Raw genomic sequence first — 16,628 nt, forward strand, 5'->3', positions numbered from 1 at the left:
CATCGTCGGTCTCAGAAGTCGAAGTCGAAGGCCGGCACGGCGGAGGGCGCTGCGGGGACGGCGGACGGCGGCACGACCGGTTCGTCGGGGTCGTCCAGCAGCCGGTCCACGGTCGCCAGCAGCAGTTCCTTGAAGCTCTCGACGGTCGGCGGGTCGAACAGCTCGGTCGAGTACTCCCAGTCGGCCCGGAGCCCCGACGGGTGGTCGTACACCTGAAGGTTCAGGTCGAACATGGTGTGTCCGGGGAACAAGGGGCGCAGCGTCAGCGGTGTGCCGAGGAAGTCGACGGCGAGCAGATCCGCGGCGTGCAGGGCGAGCATGGTGTCGAACAGCGGGGTGCGGCCCGGGATCTGCTCGGCGCCGGTCAGCGCAGCCAGCTCGTCGAGGCCGCAGGTGCTGTGCACGAGGGCCCCGCCGATTCCCGCCGCGGCCTGCGTGACCAGGGCGGCCAGCGGCGTCTCGGCACCGGCGTCGAGCCGCAGGCAGACGGTGTCCACGAACATGCCGACGGTCCGGTCGAACGCGGCTTCGCCGCGGCCGATCGTCGGCACCCCGAGGGTGACGTCGGCACTCCCGGTGAGAGTGCGCAGGAAGGCTCCGTACCCGGCGGCGAGCACGGGGAACAGCGTGGTCCGCCGCTCGGCCGCCAGCGCTCGCATCCGTGCGGTGCGCTCCGGCCCGAAGTGCAGCCGGGTGGTCGCGCCGGCGAAGGTCCGCAGCGCCGGACGCGGTCGGTCCGCGGGGAGTTCGGGCCGCGCGGGCGCCGAGCGGAAGACGTCCTTCCAGTAGGACCGGTCGGCCTCCCGCCGGGCCGCCGCGGCCTCGCCCTCGGACCAGGCCAGGTAGTCGGCGAACGACCGTGTCGGCGCCTCGACGGGACGCCCGTGGTAGGCGGCGTCGATGTCGGCGAAGACCCGGCGCAGCGAGTCCCCGTCCAGGATCAGGTGATGTGCGTCGACGAAGAGCTGTGCCGCGTCCGCGTCCCGGGAGAGGGTCGCCCGCAGCAGCGGTGCACGGTCGAGCGCGATCGGCCGGATCTCCGCGACGGGATCCAGCGGGGCGTGCCGCTGCTCCAGGTGGAAGGGCACCGCGGGTACGACGCGCTGTACGGGGCCGTCCGGCCCGTCGGTGAACTCGGTGCGCAGTGCGTCGTGGGTCCCGATCACTTCCGCGAAGGCCCGCTCCAGGGCGGCCGGATCGACGTCGGGTGCCAGGTCGATCAGCAGCGAGACGTTGTACTGGACCGTCTCCGGCCGGCTGCGCTGCGCTGCGTACATGGCGCGCTGCGCCGACGTCAGGGCGAAGGTGTCGCGCTGCTGCGCCCCGTCCGGGTGGCCGGGGGTCTCGGTGGGCGCGCCGTCCACGTGGCCGGAGGTCTCGGTGGGCGCGCCGTCCAGGACCGCGGCCAGCTCACGGATCGTCGGCCGGCCCAGGATCTCCGAGACCGGGATGCTCCGGCCGAACTCGTCCGCGATCGCACGTGACAGGCGTGCCGCCCCGAGCGAGTCGACGCCGAGGTCGAGCAGCGAGTCGAGGACGCCGGGCGTGTCGATGCCCAGCAGCCCCTCCCAGAGGGAGACGAGCCGCTTCTCGGCCTCGGACTCGGCGGGTACGTACTCCTCCGGCATGTCCGGCATCGACACCGCGTCCGGCAGCGCCGCCCGGTCCACCTTGCCGTGTGCGGTCAGCGGCAGTTCGTCGAGTACGACCAGATAGCCGGGCACCAGGTGGGGGGAGAGCTTCGACGCCAGGTAGGCGCGCAGGTCACGGCTGTCCAGCCAGCTGGTGGCCGCGGCATACCCGACGAGGTACCGGTCGGCCGGCTCCGGGCCCCGGTCGCGCAGGACGACGACCGCGTCGACGACCTCGGGGTGGCCGCGCAGCGCCTCCTCGATCTCGCGGAGCTCGATCCTGAAGCCCCGCACCTTGACCTGGTCGTCGGTCCGGCCGAGGAACTCGATGACCCCGTCCGCACGCCGCAGTGCCAGGTCACCGGTCCGGTACATGCGCCCGCCTCGCCGGAACGGGTCGGTGAGGAACCGTTCCGCGGTGAGCTCCGGACGGTTCAGGTAGCCCAGCGCGACGCCGTCCCCTCCGACGTACAGCTCTCCTGCCGTGCCGGCCGGCACGGGGCTGCGGGCCTCGTCGAGTACGTAGGCCGAGGAGTTGGCCGGTGGCAGGCCGATCGGGATCGTCCCGGCGGTGTCGGCTTCGGTGATGGTGTGCAGGGTGGAGAACGTCGTGTTCTCCGTCGGCCCGTATCCGTTGACGACGCGCAGGTCCGGGCAGGCCGCCATGACCGCCGCGACATGCCGGCCGACGACGACGTCCCCGCCGACGAACAGTTCCCGCAGCGGCGCGAACAGGCCGGGTTCCTGCCCGGCGAGCTGGCTGAACAGCGGCGCCGTCAGCCACAGCGTGTTCGCGGCGTGCTCGCGCAGCGCGGCGCCGAGCCGGGCCGCGTCCAGGATCGTGTCGTCGTCCACCAGCACCACACAGCCCCCGGCCAGCAGGGGCCCCCAGACCTCGAAGGTGGTCGCGTCGAACGAGACCGCTCCGGTCTGCAGGACCCGCATGTCCGGCCCGAACCGGGCGAATCCCGAGTTCACCACCAGCCGCAGGACGTTGCGGTGCGAGACGACGACGCCCTTCGGGACTCCGGTGGACCCCGAGGTGTACATCACGTAGGCGGGGCTCTCGGCCCGGAGGTCTCCGGGCAGTGCGGTGTCCCGCGGACCGCTCGCCCCGGCGTCCAGCACCGGCAGCCCGGCAGGGGCGGTGAGGCCCTTGCCGATCACGGCCTTCGCCCCGCTGTCGGCCAGCAGCAGGGCCACCCGCTGGTCCGGCTCGCGCGTGCTGACCGGCAGCATCGCCGCGCCCGCCTTCAGGACCGCCAGGTACGCCGTGATCCAGGCGATGCCGCGGCCCAGCCGCACCGCCACCAGGTCACCCGGCCGCACCCCGGCGGCGACCAGCGCCCTGGCCGACGCGGTGGACGCCTCGTGCAGTTCCCCGTAGGTCACCGAGGCCGTCGGGGTGACCAGGGCGGTGCGGTCCGGGGTGGTCTCGGCGATCCGCGTGAAGACCTCGTGCACGGTCGCGTCCAGCGGATAGTCGGCGGCCGGTCCGTGAGCGCCCGGCCCGGGGTCCGACTGGGTGAGGGTGACTGTCATGTCGTCGGCCTGTCCGGCTGGGAGCGGAAGACGGGACGGAATGTCGCGTCGATGGAGGTCACGGTGGCTTCCAGGGCGGCGTGATCGGGAGCGTGCCCGTAGACGACTCCGAGGTGACTCTGCGTCCCGTCCTGCCGGTCGTAGGTCCGGCCGGGGGCGGCGTGGACCTCCACGTGGTCGACGCCGGGCAGCGCCGCGAGCTCGTCCACACCCTCGACGGCGCTCAGTGTGCCGCCGCCGTCGTCCGGGACCGCCAGGAAGTACTGGTAGGTGACGCCGTGGAACCGGGGCGTCAGGTCGCCGCGGACCGGCAGGCCCAGGGCGTCGTCGATCGCGAGCCGGATCAGGTTGACCCCGGCGGCACGCTTGAGGATCTCCGGGACGTAGCCGCCGACGCGGCCGTTGACCTCGATGACCCGCGGCCCGTCAGGGGTCAGCTTGATCTCCGTGTGGGTGACACCGCTGGTCACGCCGAGCGCCTTGACCGCGGCCGCGTCGACCGCCAGGACGGCGTCCTGGTCCGCGGCGCTCAGCGAGCACGGCAGCAGCATCCCGGTCTCGCGGAACGGCTCGGCCAGCCGGAACTTGCCGGTCACACAGACCTGTCGGGAGCCGGTCCCGGTGTGCACGGACTCGACCGAGACGTAGTCGCCGAAGAACGCCCCGGCGACGCCCGGATCCCCCTGCAGCAGTTCCTCCACGACGAACTCGGTGTCGTGGGGCAGCGCGCCGAGGACCGCCTCGGTCTCCTGGGCCGTCGTGAGCCGGAAGGTGTCCTTGCTGCCCGCTCCGCGGCGCGGTTTCACCACGGCCGGCAGGCCCACTGCCTCGATGGCGGCCCGCGGGTCCGGCGACAGGGGCCGGAAGCGGATCGTGTCGACGCCCGCGGCGGCGAACGCGCCGCGCTGGGCGATCTTGTCGGTCAGCAGCGCCACGGTCTGCGGGGCGTGACCGCGCAGACCGAGGGCCTCGGCGAGGCGGGCGGTCTCGGCGAGCTGGTACTCGCTGAAGGTCACGATCCCCGCCGGCCGGTGCTCGGCGACGGCCCGCACCCGCTCGGCGTCGTCCAGTCCGGTCACGTCGCACAGCGCGCCGAGGGGGGCCAGGCCGGCCCAGGCCTCGGCGACCTGCGGCCGGTTCCGGTCGCCGACGAAGAGGAGGTCGCAGCTGCGGCCCGCGGCGGCGCGGATCGTGGCGCCGGAGGCCGAGCCCGTGTCGTACACGACCGCGAGCAGCGGCCGCCGTGATGCCGTCGTCATGCCGACGCGTCCTGGGTCCGGCGCGCGAACAGTTCGGCGAGTTCGGTCGGGGTGGCGTGGACGTACAGCTCGCGCAGCGAGATCGCGGGCAGGCCCGCGCGGCGCAGGGCGCCCGACAGGCGCACCGCGAGCAGCGAGTTGCCGCCGCTCTCGAAGAAGTCGTCGTCGGGTTCGGCTGCCTCGCCGAGCACTTCGGACCACGCACTCAGGACCTGGCTCAGGACGGTGTCGGTCCCGGTGTCGGTCCCGGTGTCGGCCGGTGCGGGTCCGGCGGCGGGCTCCGGCGCGGACCGGACCAGTTCCCTGAGCCGGGCGGAGTCCACCTTGCCGTTGACGGTCAACGGCAGTGCGGCGATGGGCGTGACCGTCGACGGCACCATGTAGGCGGGCAGGTAGGAGGTCATGCGCCGGCGGATGTCGTCGACGCCGCGGTCGCCGTTCACGACGACGTACGCCTCGAGCCGTGCGGTCGCCGAATCGCCGGCGACGGCCTGGTGCACCGTCACGGCGGCCGCGGTCACACCGGGGTCGGCGAGCAGCACCGAGCGGATCTCGTCCAGTTCGATCCGGAATCCGCGCAGCTTCACCTGGCTGTCGATGCGGCCGAGGTGGTCGAGTCGGCCGTCCGGGGCCAGTCGGCCCAGGTCTCCGCTGCGGTACTGGCGTGTGCCGGTCACCGGGTCGTCGACGAAACGCGCCGCGGTCAACTCGGGCTGGTTCAGGTACCGGTCGGCGAGGCCGGCCCCGCCGACCCAGATCTCACCCGGTACGCCGTACGGGAGCACCGCGCCCCGGCGGTCGCGTACCGAGACGGACCAGCCGGGCAGCGCCCGTCCCACCGAGCGGCTCACCGCTGTCACATCGCCGGGGGTCACCGTCTGAGCGGTGACATGGACGGTGGTCTCCGTGATACCGAACATGTTCACGAGGCGGCAGCGGGTCGCAGGGTGGCGGCGGAACCAGCCCTGGAGCATGCGCACGTCCAGCGGCTCGCCGCCGAAGACGACGAGGCGCACCGCGAGGGCGGTGCCCTTGCGGGCGTCGGCCTCCTGCAGGGCCGCGAATGCCGCCGGTGTCTGGCTGAGGACCGTCACGCCGCGGGCGGCGAGGAGGTCGTGGAAGTCCTCGGGCGACCGGGCCGTGTCCGCGCCGACCACCACCAGGTGACCGCCGGTCAGCAGGCAGCCCCAGATCTCCCAGACCGAGAAGTCGAAGGCGCTGGAGTGGAAGAACGACCACACGTCGGAGGAGCCGAGGGACATGTCCGCGCGGGTCGCGTCGACCAGCGCCGCCACGTTGGCGTGCGGGACCGCCACGCCCTTGGGCCGGCCGGTGGAGCCCGAGGTGTAGATGACGTACGCGATGTCGGCCGGGTCGCCCCCGGCTACCGTGTCCGCCGCGTCCGCCGGAGACGAGGCCAGGAGTTCGGCGGTGGTCACCTTCGGGTGGTCGGGAAACGTTTCGTCATCGGCTGCGGCCGTCACGACCGTCTTCACGGCGGCGTCGGCGGCGGTGTAGGCCAGGCGCTCGGCCGGGTAGGCCGGATCGACCGGCACGTAGGCGGCACCGGCCATCATCACGCCGAGCATGGTCGCGACGGTGTCCACGTCGCGGCCCAGGCAGACGGCGACGTGGTCGCCCGCGCGGACCCCGCGCTCGCGCAGCCCCGCCGCGATCCTGCCGCCGCGCTCGGCCAGTTCACCGTAGGTCAGGGTGGTGGCGTGGTCGGACACGGCCGGGGCGTCCGGCTGCGCACGGACGAGGTCGGTGAAGGCGGCCGGGACGGTCGTGGGCCGGAATCCGGTACGGCCCGCGGTGCGGCCGCGTTCGATGATCTCGGCCGCCGTGGCCTCGGGCAGTCGCGCCACCTCGCCGAGCGCCGCGTCGGTGGTGCCGAGCGCGTAGGCGTCCAGCAGTGCGCCGAGGACGTGGGCGAACTGCTCGGCGCCCACCGGCGCCATGACGGAGTCCTCGGTGGTGAGGACGGCTGCCGGACCGCGCTCCGGCGTCACCTCCACGGTGACCGTGACCGGGAACGGCGCGGCGGTGAAGGGGACGTAGCGGTCCTGGCCCGTCTCGACCACGAACACGCCGACCGCCGGATCGGTGCCGTCCTCGGCGGTGCCGACCGTCAGCGCGAGTGCGCCGAGGGACGGGGCGTCCTCGTCGTCGTCGGGGTTCCTCGTGGTGTGGCAGGAGACCGTGTCGTCGACGAGCACGGTGAAGGCGGCCGAGTCCGCGACGCGGTAGTGCGCAAGCGTCGCCGCCACGGCGTCGCGGGCCACCGCGGCGGCCTGCTTCGCGTCGCCGACACGCGCCCGGGTCACCGGGACCGGAACCCGAAGGGGCTCGCCGCGTCCTGTCGGTTCTCCCAGGCCCCATGCGGCCGGGCCCGGCCGCGGCCCTGGCCCGGCCGGGAACGTCACCGTGACGTCCGTGCCCTGCGCCAGGTCGGCGAGCGCACCGAGACCGGACCGGCCGAGGCGGTCTCGGTGGGCCACTATCAGCAGGTCGGCGGCGCCGTCGGCGTAGGTGAGGACGGTCAGCCGGGCGAGGCCGGCCACCGAGCGGCCGATCTCGCGTATGCGGCGTTCCTCGGCGGCGGGGTCGTCGGCGCCGGCTGCGACCGGCTCGTCCCAGAGGCGGAGGCCGGCCAGTTCGGGCTGCCGCTCGGAGGCCGTGCCGAGTCGGCCGCGCAGGGTGCCGATGTCGTCGCCTGCGGAGAGCCGCCGGATCAGGGCGTGGCTGCCTTTGTCGGCGGTGCTCCGCACCGCGCGGGAGGTGGTCGGTGCCATGGTGGTCTGGTTCCTTCGGAAAACCGGTGAACGCGCCGGGCGCGGTCGCGCCCGGCGGGTGGCCCGGGGGTTACGGGCCGGGTGAAGGTGCGGCACACCGGCCGGTCCGTCGGTCGCCGCAGCGTGAACGAACCGCTCTGCCGGTGCCGCCGCCGTTTCCTCAGGCCGTCAGCGGGCCGTGAAGCCGGAGTCGACGGTGATGACGGTGCCGGTGACCCTCCGGGACTCGCCACTGACCAGCCAGACCGCGGCGTCCGCCACGTCCAGCGGGTCGACCAGGGCGTTGGTCGGCACCGACTCCAGGTAGACCGCTTCCTGCTCGTCGTAGCTGATGCCGAGCGCGTCGGCCACGACCGCGGTCATCTGGCCGTCCATGGCCGGATCGTCACGTACCGGACCGGGGCACAGCGCGTTGACCCTGATGTCGTGGGGGGCGTAGTCGAGGGCGGCGGACTTGGTCAGTCCCACGACGGCGTGTTTGCTGGCCACGTAACCGGCGAAGTGGCGGTAGCCGACCAGACCCGCGGTGGAGGCGACGTTGACGATGGATCCGCCGCCGTCGCGCAGCATGACCGGGACCACAGCCTTCAGCACCCGCCATTCACCGGACACGTTCACATCGAGCATGACCTGCCATTCCTGCTCGGTGAACTCGTGGGCCGGCTTGCCGGACGGGGCTCCGATGCCGGCGTTGTTGATCAGCCCGGTGATGGTCCCGAAGCGATCGATTCCCAGCTCGACGGCCGCCTCGACCGCTTCGGCGCTGCGTACGTCGGCCGGCGCCACGAGCACACTGGCGCCTTCCTTGCGGCACAGGTCGGCGGTGTGCTCCAGCTGCGCGGGCGACCCCAGGCTGTAGGGGACCTCGGAAAGGTCGCCGTCGACATCGACCAGGACGAGGTCGGCGCCCTCGGCGGCGGCGCGCAGTGCGCAGGCCCGCCCGATGCCTCGGGCGGCACCGGTGATCATGACGACGGAGCCACGCAGTCGCATCTCAGACCTCCACGACCGGGGTCGAGCCGGCCAGCGTACCGACGACGATGTCGATGAGGGGCTGTGCGTCGGCGGCGACGTACATGTGGCCGCCGGCCACCTCGACCTGACGGAACGGGCCCCGGGTCACCTCGCTCCAGCCGGCCAGCGCCGCACGCGGGACCATCGCGTCGTCGGTGGCGCACACGGCCGTCACCGGGACCTCGACGGGACCGGACCCGGTCGGCGTGTAGCCCTCGTCCATCCGGAAGTCGGCCCGCAGCGCGCCCATGAGGACCTCGCGCATCTCCGGGATCTCCATGGCCGGGTGTGTGTATCCGGTGATACGGCGGACATGTGCGAGGAACTCCTCGTCGGACAGCCCGGCGGTCTGCGCGGAGTTGCCGAGGAACGGCGCGCGGGCCGCACTGACGAACAGGTGCTGTATCCGCTGCTCGTACCCGGCGGCGACGAGCCGGAGACAGATCTCGTAGGCCAGCGTCGCGCCGAGGAAGCAGTGGCCCAGCAGGGCGACGGGAGCGGCCTCGGCATGCTCGACGGCGGCGGGCAGCAGGGCGTCCGCCGCGCCGTGCAGATCGGTGAACGGCTCCTCGTCCAGCAGGCGTTCCCGGCCGGGCAGGTTGAGGGGGGCGAACTGGACCGTGTCCGGGGCGAGTTTGTTCCAGGGCCGGAAGAAGCTCGCGCCGGCACCCGCGAAGGGCAGGCAGATCACACGGACGGGAGCAGGGGTACTCATTGGTCTCCTGACAGCACACGGGTGGTGCCTCGTCGGTGGGCACGGTTCTGAGCCGATTCAGGGCTCGGATCGGCCACAGTGAGGTGTGGAAAGCGAGACGCCATGCCAAAGGAACGGTCTTCTGACCATGACTCCATGGGGGCGATTACGCGCCTCTAAAGAAACATCTACAGGTCAATGCGTCCGCACGAAGTACTTCCATAGAAGTCGCGGATCACATGAGCAGCGCGCGATTCATCTTCCCCCCGAAATACTCTACGAAACCCACCCCGGAAGGGTGAGCAAGAGCGCGATCCCGGCGACCTGGTGACGGTCTCGGAACCGCAGCACCAGAGGATAGTACTAATCCGGGCGGCCGCCAAGCCATCAAAATTCAAAGGAATGCATTACTCCGCCTTACGCAAATCATGGACATGTCATACTATACTACCCAATCACACCGATTGGCCTTTCGTTCAAACCATTCCGGCGTCAGGGCGAAAGGAATTCGCCAGATCCACCGACAATTTTCCGCCACATTGATGCACTCGGCGCATTCCGGAAGAGGACGCCGCGGCGGCATTCCGCGGCCTCACGTACCTGCGAACTCCTCGTGCGACCGGCCACCGTGCGCCGCGCCGCCGCTTCCACACCGTCCGGGTCGACGGCGGCTACACGGGACGCCCGGCCGATCGGACAGGCGAGAAGCTCCAGCTCACGTGCGAGATCGTCAAACGCACCGCCGACAGCAGCGGGTTCGTGGTCCCGCCGCGGAGGTGGGTGGTGGACACGAGACGCCGCGAGGGGCATGAACTCTCCGGCCCTGCACCTGGCGTGCCCACCCCGCTCCACCAGGTGTCTTCGACCACAGCCCCTCGACCTGGCGGTCCGGAGGCAGGACCGTCGCCGCCATGCCCCCGGTCCGCCTCCCCCACCCCCACAAGCCGGATTCATGCCGGCCCGAATCAGACGAACGCGTCCGGAAAGCGGATGACGTCTTACCCGCCGGCGCGGACCGCAAAAAATTCACCCACACATCCGCTATCGGCAAAGGGTCCTCGCCCTAAACCGCCATCTCGGCCCTCACGGCATCGAGAAGGCCCATCCCCTGAGTACATGCCGATGCATCCGGAATCACGTACGGCACATGCCACACCCCATTCGCAGACGCGATCGTCGCAGCGTTCCCCCGGACCCCGCCGGGGAGAATCCGGGGAGCGTGAATACCTCTGGGGAGCGCGCGGGGAGAATCGACTGCGCGACCGAGGACGAGCCCGAAAGACCGCCAAAGAGGGAAAATCGCAGGTCAGCGCCAAGATCGATAACCTTTCCGCAGGTCAGGGCCACCTCGCGGAGGACTTCAAGAAGATCTCCTCTCGGGCGGCGATCCCGTTCGCTCCGACGCCGGTCGGGACGGTCTACGGGATGAACTTCAGGGAGATGCCGGAGTTGCACTGGGAACTCACTCGGAAACCCCTTCGTGATCGTTCTGATGGTGGTCGTGTGCACCGGTCCGTGCTTCATCTTCAAGCGGAAAGACCGGCTCTGAGCGTGTCGGGGGCTTCGCGACCGCGGTGTTCCTGCCGACCGCGCAGATGGGCGGGTTCGGCGTATCCGGCCCCGCGGTCACGACGTGGGCAACACCCGTCAAGCACCCTGCGAGCGGGGTGCCGAGCGCCGTACGGACGTCCGCCTCCAGCGGCGCGCTCGGGCGGGCAGGCGGCCGGCGGCGCGCCGACGAGGCGGACCGGCTCCGGGGCGGGCTCGGCGGCCGTCGGACGGGGGACGCGGGACGAGGGCAAAGGTCTGCTCCCAAGATGCGTCGGTGCCCCGCTAGCCGAGCGTCCGCAGCACCTCGGCGATGGCGGCCCGGTACGTCCGCAGTGCCTGCAGCCCGGCGGCGTAGCGGGCACGGTGCCTGGAGATGTCCGCGGCCTGCTGCCGCGCCCGGACGGCGTGCCAGAGTTCGGCCGTATGGTGGCGGCGCTTGCAGGTGACGTCCGCGACGGCGGTGGCCCGCTCGCGGGGCGTATGCCGGGTGTTGCCGTCGCTGCCCCGCTGCCAGGTGGTGTCCGTATACGCCGCGACGGGGTCGGGATAGCGCGTGAATCCTTGGTCTGCCACACAGCGGGACCACACATCCCACGCCGTACGGAGGCGCGGGTCGCGCTTGACGGCCTTGTCGACCTCGATCTCCCGTGTAGTCGCGTAAAGCCAGTCCCGCTTGACGTCGATGCCGCGCATCAGCCGCCGGCTCGACTCCGCGGTGCAGGTGGGGAAATCCGCATACTCGGCGGTGGTCATGCGGCGGCCCTTCGGCTGCAGAGCCCGGGACTGGGCCGGGTCCCAGCCGTAGCCCCAGCGGCGGGCGGCGTCGAGATCCAGGGCACCGTAGTCGGTGCCGACCGCGGTCGCGACGATGGGATCGCTGGGGTAGCGGGGGTCGAGCGGGAAGTCCGGGTGGCCGTGCTCCGCCATGCACTGCCGGACCAGCAACGCCGATGCCCGCTGCGATCGCTGGTAGTCCTGCGCCGTGAAGTCGTAGCGGTCGGCCGGGAGGGGGCCAAGGTCCGACGCCGTACGGATGGCCTCCGGCCCTCCTGAGCCGGAGACACAGAGCGCCGCCAGCACCACCACGACACCCAGTCGCCACCCCCGCATTGTCATGCCCAGGGATGCTAGCGAACAGCGTGCAAGGGCCGGCCATGGCCCCGGCAACTCACCCACGCCCGCCCGGACTCCGAGCGCCGGCCGGAACTGCTGAAAGCGCGGGTGCGGGCCCGTCGGCCGTTCTTGTGGTCCCGGCGCGCCGGAACGGTGCCGCCCGGGTGGGGATCGGTCAGGTGGCCAGCAGGCCGCCGTCGATGTACAGGTCGTGGGCGTTGATGCCGGTGTTGCGGAGCAAGAAGTCGGTGGCGTCGGCGATCTCGGCCATGGTCACCAGCCGTCCGATCGGTGTCCGGGCCGAGTGCGGTGGGTCGGGGACGTCGCGCCACTTGGGGCTGTCGCCGATCAGACCCGGGTGCAGTGCGTTGACGCGGTGCGGGGCGATCTCCACCGCGAGGGTCCTGACCAGGCCGGTGATTCCGGCGTTGAAGGTGCTGACGACGGTGGAGCCGGGGTAGGGGCGTTCCTTGGCGAGCCCGCCGAAGAGGACGACGGACGCGTCCGGGGTGAACCGGTCGCGCAGCACGCGGACGGTCTCCGCGTAGCCGACGAGTTTCATGGTCACGGCCGAGACGGCGTCCGTGATGCTGAACTGTGCCAGGGTGTTCGCCGCCTGGCCGACGGCGGTGATCACGAGGTGGTCGACCTCGGTCACGTCCGCCAGCGAGGCGCTGATCGTCTCGGGCTGGGCGAGGTCGAGGGCCAGTCCACGGATGCCGGGACCGATCCGGGCGGCGATGGTCTCGGCGCGCTCCTTGTCCCTGCTGGTGATGACGACGTCGTCGCCGCGGCTCGCGAAGTGCTGGGCGATGACGCTGCCCAGCCCGCCGCTGCCGCCGACGATGAGAGTGCTGGTCATGCGGAGAGGGTCCTTCCGTGGTCGGTTGCCTGGAGGCTGGTCAGGGTGGTCCGGGCCTGCTCGCGCAGGGCCGGGACCAGGGGCAGGGCGGCCTGCGGCAGGTTCGCCGTGACCACCGCGAGTTCCGCGGGGGTGCCGACCTGCTCGAAGAAGCCGATGTTGAGGTGGGCGCCCACGGGTGGGGCGGAGGCGATGACCCCGCGGGAGAACTGCGCCCAGGCCTCGTCGGACAGGTGCGCCGCCAGCGCCGGGAACAACAGGGGCTCCTCGCGTTCGAGGTGGGTGTGCACCAGGTCGCGCACCCGTGTCGCCGCGGCGGTCAGCACCACCCGACCGTCGGCGTCGTCCCGGACGGGAGCGGCGGCCGGCGCGTCCAGCGCCGCGTCCAGAGTGTCGTGCTCGGCTTCGAGTTCGGCCGGCCCGGCAGCGTCCGTGGGGGCTGCGGCCGTCAGTGGCGGCCAGAGCACGTCGTCCTCGCTCTCGTGATGGTGCCGCAGTGCCGCCACCAGGAAGTCACGCTACTCCGCCGACGCCGCAGTCGGCGCGCCGGCACTCTGCGCGGCTTCCACCAGCAGGGACGTCGCGGCGCTCACCACATGGCTCCCTCCGTCGTTAATATCCACCTGGATATTAACGTAGCACCGGTCGCGGGCCCTGCGTTCCGCCGGCCGTAGAGTGATCACATGAAGGAGGTGCCGTGAACGACGCAGAGCCGGCCGAGGAACCGCCGCGCAGGCGCCGTCGGGATCCCGAGGGTCACCGGGCGGCCATCCTCGAGGCGGCCCGCCACACCTTCGCCGAGCGCGGCTACACCCGTACGACGCTGCGTGAGGTCGCGCGCCGGGCCGGCGTCACCCACGGCCTGATCACCCGTAACTTCTCGTCCAAGGAACGGCTCTTCCTCGCGGCGGTGCCGGGCAACCGCGACCTGGAGCGCGTCGCGGCCGGTGACGCGGCGACGCTGCCCGAGCGGATCGCCCACGCCTTCGTAGAGAGGATGGAGACCGACGCGGCCAACGACCCGCTGATCACTCTCCTGCGCAGTGCCGCACACGACGAACACACCGCCGCCCACCTCCTGACCGCGATGCAGGAGCACAGCGCCGCCGTCTACCGGTCCGTCCTCTCGCCCGATGAACCCGGGAAACCCGGGGAGCCCGGCGAATCCGGCGAATCCGGGAGTGAAGCCGGGGGTGAACCCGCCACGGCCGACGGCGACTTGGACACCCGGGTAGCGCTCGTGGGGGCCCAGATGATCGGCGTGGCGTTCAGCAGGTACATCGCACGGACCGAGCCCCTCGCCTCGCTGCCGGCCGACCGGCTCACCGACCACCTCGCCCGCGTACTGCGGCACATCCTCTTCGCCTGACCCTCCACCGGCGCCGGTCAGGCATTCGGGGCAGGCGCCTCCACAGCTGCCCGACCCGCGTCGGACGCCGGCGGCCCCTCCTACGGCGCGGCGTATCCGGGCACGGAAGGCCAGCGCAGGGTCAGGACGACGGACTCGTCCTCCGCGACCCAGGAGTGATCGACTCCCTGGCCCCAGACGACGTAGTCGCCCTGCTCCTCCAGGAGCACGCTACGGCCGGGGAACTCCAGGCGGAAGCGACCGGTGATGAGGACCAGGAGGGCTGTGCGCACCTCGCCCTTCACCCATTCCGTCCGCTGTTCGCCGCGTGCGTGGACACCCCATTTGACCTCGACGGCGTGGCTGTGCCGGGGGTCGTCGTGCTCCTTGAAGTGGCCGAGCAGCCATCCCCGGTCCGTTGCCGCGTCCTTGCCCGCCTTGCCCACGTACACGCTGTCTTCCATGCATCCGAACGCTAACAGCGGCTGCCACGCCGGTCGGAACAGAGCGCCGGGCGGCCTGAGGTCACAGGCCGGCGGGCCGGCGGGCCGGCTCCGCTCACCGGAGCGTGTCGAGGAGCAGGCTCGCGGCCACCGCCGCGCCGTCGGTGCGGAGCCTGGCGCCCAGCGCCCTGGCCCGCGCCCGGGTTTCGGGGGCCAGGGCCGCCTTGAACGCGACGCGCAGGGTTTCGGCGGTCGGAGCCGGTTCGTCCAGCGCCGCGCCGACGTCCAGGGCCGCCACCCGGCCGGCCCAGTACGGGTTGTCCGCCAGCTGGAGAGCCACCACCACCTGCGGAACACCCGCCCGGGCTGCCGTCAGCGTCGTGCCCGCGCCGCCGTGGTGGACCACGGCGGCCACCCTGGGGAAGAGCCGCTGGTGGCTGACCTCGCCGATGGCGAAGCAGTCGTCCCGGACCTCGGGCAGGTCCAGGTCGGCCCAGCCGCGGGAGACGAGTACGCGGTACCCCTGGGCAAGGCTCGCCTCGACGGCCTTGCGGGCGATGTCCGGCGACGGCCGTATGCTGCCGAACCCCACGTAGACGGGCGGCTCCCCCGCATCCAGGAACGCCACCAGTTCGGCCGGGAGCGGGCGTTCGTCCGGCAGGGTCCAGGCACCTGTCTGTACGACGTCGAGGCCCGGGGTCGGCCGCCACGGTCCCAGGACCGGGTCCGCCGCCAGCCACGGCCGGTCGGTGTAGACGTGGTCGCGGACGTTGTCCACGGGAGGCAGACCGATCGCTGCCCGGTGGTCGTTGAGCACCTCGCCGAACTGCGCGTTCACCTGGTGGGCGTCCAGCTCCCACAGCGTGCGGTTGTCGTTCGCCTCCGGCTCGGGCCAGCCCGGTCGCGGTGGCGGGGCGTGGTGGGGCGAGGGCAGGTTGACCGCCGAGTAGCACGCGTACACGTAGCCGACGCCCGCGGCCTCGGCCACGGACCGCGCGGCGATCTGCGCCAGGCCGGCCGCCACCAGCACGTCGCACCCGTCGGCCGCCGCGGGGAAGACGTCGAACTGCGTGCCGACCATCTCGGTCCGGTAGCGGGACAGTTCCGCCGCCGACGGCAGAGTCGTCCCCCGCATCAGTTCCCGCACCGGCGGGCCGACCGGCACCAGCGGCACGCCGATCCCTGCCAGCCGCTCCGCGAACTCCTCGTCGGGCGGGGCGCACATGCGCGCCTCGGCGCCAAGCGCCCGTAACCGAACTGCGAGGGCCACCAGGGGTTCGACATCGCCACGCGTCCCGTAGGTGGACAACAGCACCCGCATCCAGCGCCCTCTTTCGCTCTGTCTTCCCCTGCGTTTCGGTCCATGCCGTACGTGTGTGACACCGGAGGCTGCGGAGGTTCCGCGAGCACCGTGGTGCTGGATACCCAGGCACGCCGTGCCCCATGCGGATGCGATACCGGGCCTCGTCGGGCAGCGGCCATCTCGCCCGGAGCCGCCCCCGGTAACTACGGTGATCGCGAGCATGTCCTCCAGGCCCGCGGTGCGGCCTCGGCCTGGAGCCGCACGCAACCTGCAAGGCGCGCAAGGTTCCCCGATCTACAACAGAATCCGAGAGCCACTCCATGCATCGTTCTCCCGCGCCCGTCCCCGATGTCTCGATCATCCTGCCCTGCGCCGGATTCGGAACGCGCTTCAGTGCGCCCTATCCGAAAGAGCTGCACTGTCTGGCCCCCGGGGTCACCGTGCTGGACCGCAGCCTGGAAGCCGTCGTCGAACTGGCCAAGAGCGGCCTCAACGTGCGCGTGGTCGTCGTGTTCGGAACACACAAGCTCGACACCGTGGGTTATCTCGCCCGGTATGCCAAGACCCTGCAGATGGTGTTCGTCTACCAGGACGAGTCACTTGAACCGGGCCTCGAAGGCGCGATCCGCTCCGGTCTGCCGATGACCCGGGGGCCGGTGGCCCTTGTCCTCCCCGACATCGTCCTGACCGGCCAGAACAGTGCCGGCAGCCTTCTCGCCGCGTTGCGGTGCGTGGAGGTGACGGGGTGGAGCGTGGTGGCCGCCGAAGGGCGGGATCCCGGCACGCTGCGGCAGATGGGCGCGCTCGCCGTGGCCGAGCAGGGCGGCGTCATGACCGTCGGAGCGGCCACCGACAAACCGGTGGATCCTTCGGGCTTCAACGCCTTCTGGGGCATGGTGGCAGCCAGCGAGGAGGAAGCACACCGGTTACCCGACGTGGTGAGCACGGAAGCGGACAGCCCGCTGGCAGGTGCGATCGCTCTCATGGTGGAGGGGATCGTCAACTACAACACCTCCGCGGGCTGATTCGTCCGAGTCCGAAGTGTCCGGGACAGAGGTGTCCGGGACAGAGGT

Annotated in this window: 12 protein-coding genes; 2 read left to right on the forward strand and 10 right to left on the reverse strand. The window is 71.8% G+C overall.

The genetic code is table 11. From position 1 onward, the window contains the following. Positions 1 to 11: 11 nt before the first annotated feature. From ABT137_RS15540 to ABT137_RS15575, 8 genes are all read right to left on the reverse strand, one after another. The gene (locus ABT137_RS15540) at positions 12 to 3,173 is read right to left on the reverse strand and encodes a non-ribosomal peptide synthetase (protein ID WP_351708309.1); all 3,162 of its coding nucleotides are present in this window, start codon (positions 3,171 to 3,173) and stop codon (positions 12 to 14) included. After that, positions 3,170 to 4,432 carry an ATP-grasp domain-containing protein gene (locus ABT137_RS15545; protein WP_351708312.1) on the reverse strand — a complete coding sequence of 421 codons (1,263 nt, stop codon included), beginning with the start codon at positions 4,430 to 4,432 and terminating at the stop codon, positions 3,170 to 3,172. Before ABT137_RS15545 ends, ABT137_RS15540 begins: the two co-directional genes overlap by 4 nt. Further along, positions 4,429 to 7,227 carry a non-ribosomal peptide synthetase gene (locus tag ABT137_RS15550; RefSeq protein ID WP_351708315.1) on the reverse strand — a complete coding sequence of 933 codons (2,799 nt, stop codon included), beginning with the start codon at positions 7,225 to 7,227 and terminating at the stop codon, positions 4,429 to 4,431. The genes ABT137_RS15545 and ABT137_RS15550 overlap by 4 nt, the downstream gene beginning before the upstream one ends. Before the next feature lie 168 nt (positions 7,228 to 7,395). Next, positions 7,396 to 8,220 carry an SDR family oxidoreductase gene (locus ABT137_RS15555; protein ID WP_351708318.1) on the reverse strand — a complete coding sequence of 275 codons (825 nt, stop codon included), beginning with the start codon at positions 8,218 to 8,220 and terminating at the stop codon, positions 7,396 to 7,398. A 1-nt stretch (position 8,221) separates the two neighbouring features. Then, positions 8,222 to 8,956 (reverse strand): thioesterase II family protein, encoded by a 735-nt coding sequence (locus ABT137_RS15560; RefSeq protein WP_351708321.1) that lies wholly within the window; start codon positions 8,954 to 8,956, stop codon positions 8,222 to 8,224. 1,812 nt (positions 8,957 to 10,768) lie between these two features. Beyond that, positions 10,769 to 11,602, reverse strand: a complete 834-nt coding sequence (locus ABT137_RS15565) for a hypothetical protein (RefSeq protein ID WP_351708324.1) — start codon at positions 11,600 to 11,602, stop codon at positions 10,769 to 10,771. Between the two features lie 172 nt (positions 11,603 to 11,774). Next, positions 11,775 to 12,461, reverse strand: coding sequence for an SDR family oxidoreductase (locus ABT137_RS15570; RefSeq protein ID WP_351708326.1), 687 nt, complete (start codon positions 12,459 to 12,461; stop codon positions 11,775 to 11,777). After that, a complete protein-coding gene (locus ABT137_RS15575; RefSeq protein ID WP_351708329.1) occupies positions 12,458 to 12,967 on the reverse strand; it encodes a hemerythrin domain-containing protein in 510 nt (169 codons plus the stop codon). The genes ABT137_RS15570 and ABT137_RS15575 overlap by 4 nt, the downstream gene beginning before the upstream one ends. A 191-nt stretch (positions 12,968 to 13,158) precedes the next feature. Here ABT137_RS15575 and ABT137_RS15580 point away from each other — a divergent pair, with 191 nt between their 5' ends. Next, a complete protein-coding gene (locus ABT137_RS15580) occupies positions 13,159 to 13,830 on the forward strand; it encodes a TetR/AcrR family transcriptional regulator (protein ID WP_351708332.1) in 672 nt (223 codons plus the stop codon). Between the two features lie 80 nt (positions 13,831 to 13,910). Here the strand turns inward: ABT137_RS15580 and ABT137_RS15585 are convergent, their stop codons facing one another. Next, the gene (locus tag ABT137_RS15585; protein ID WP_351708335.1) at positions 13,911 to 14,273 is read right to left on the reverse strand and encodes a cupin domain-containing protein; all 363 of its coding nucleotides are present in this window, start codon (positions 14,271 to 14,273) and stop codon (positions 13,911 to 13,913) included. Between the two features lie 94 nt (positions 14,274 to 14,367). Further along, the gene (locus ABT137_RS15590) at positions 14,368 to 15,573 is read right to left on the reverse strand and encodes a glycosyltransferase (RefSeq protein ID WP_351708338.1); all 1,206 of its coding nucleotides are present in this window, start codon (positions 15,571 to 15,573) and stop codon (positions 14,368 to 14,370) included. Positions 15,574 to 15,875: 302 nt separating this feature from the next. Here ABT137_RS15590 and ABT137_RS15595 point away from each other — a divergent pair, with 302 nt between their 5' ends. Continuing rightward, the gene (locus tag ABT137_RS15595) at positions 15,876 to 16,580 is read left to right on the forward strand and encodes a glycosyltransferase family protein (protein WP_351708341.1); all 705 of its coding nucleotides are present in this window, start codon (positions 15,876 to 15,878) and stop codon (positions 16,578 to 16,580) included. Positions 16,581 to 16,628: the final 48 nt, after the last annotated feature.

This window comes from Streptomyces sp. NPDC001980 (assembly GCF_040296885.1).
Classification (GTDB): domain Bacteria; phylum Actinomycetota; class Actinomycetes; order Streptomycetales; family Streptomycetaceae; genus Streptomyces.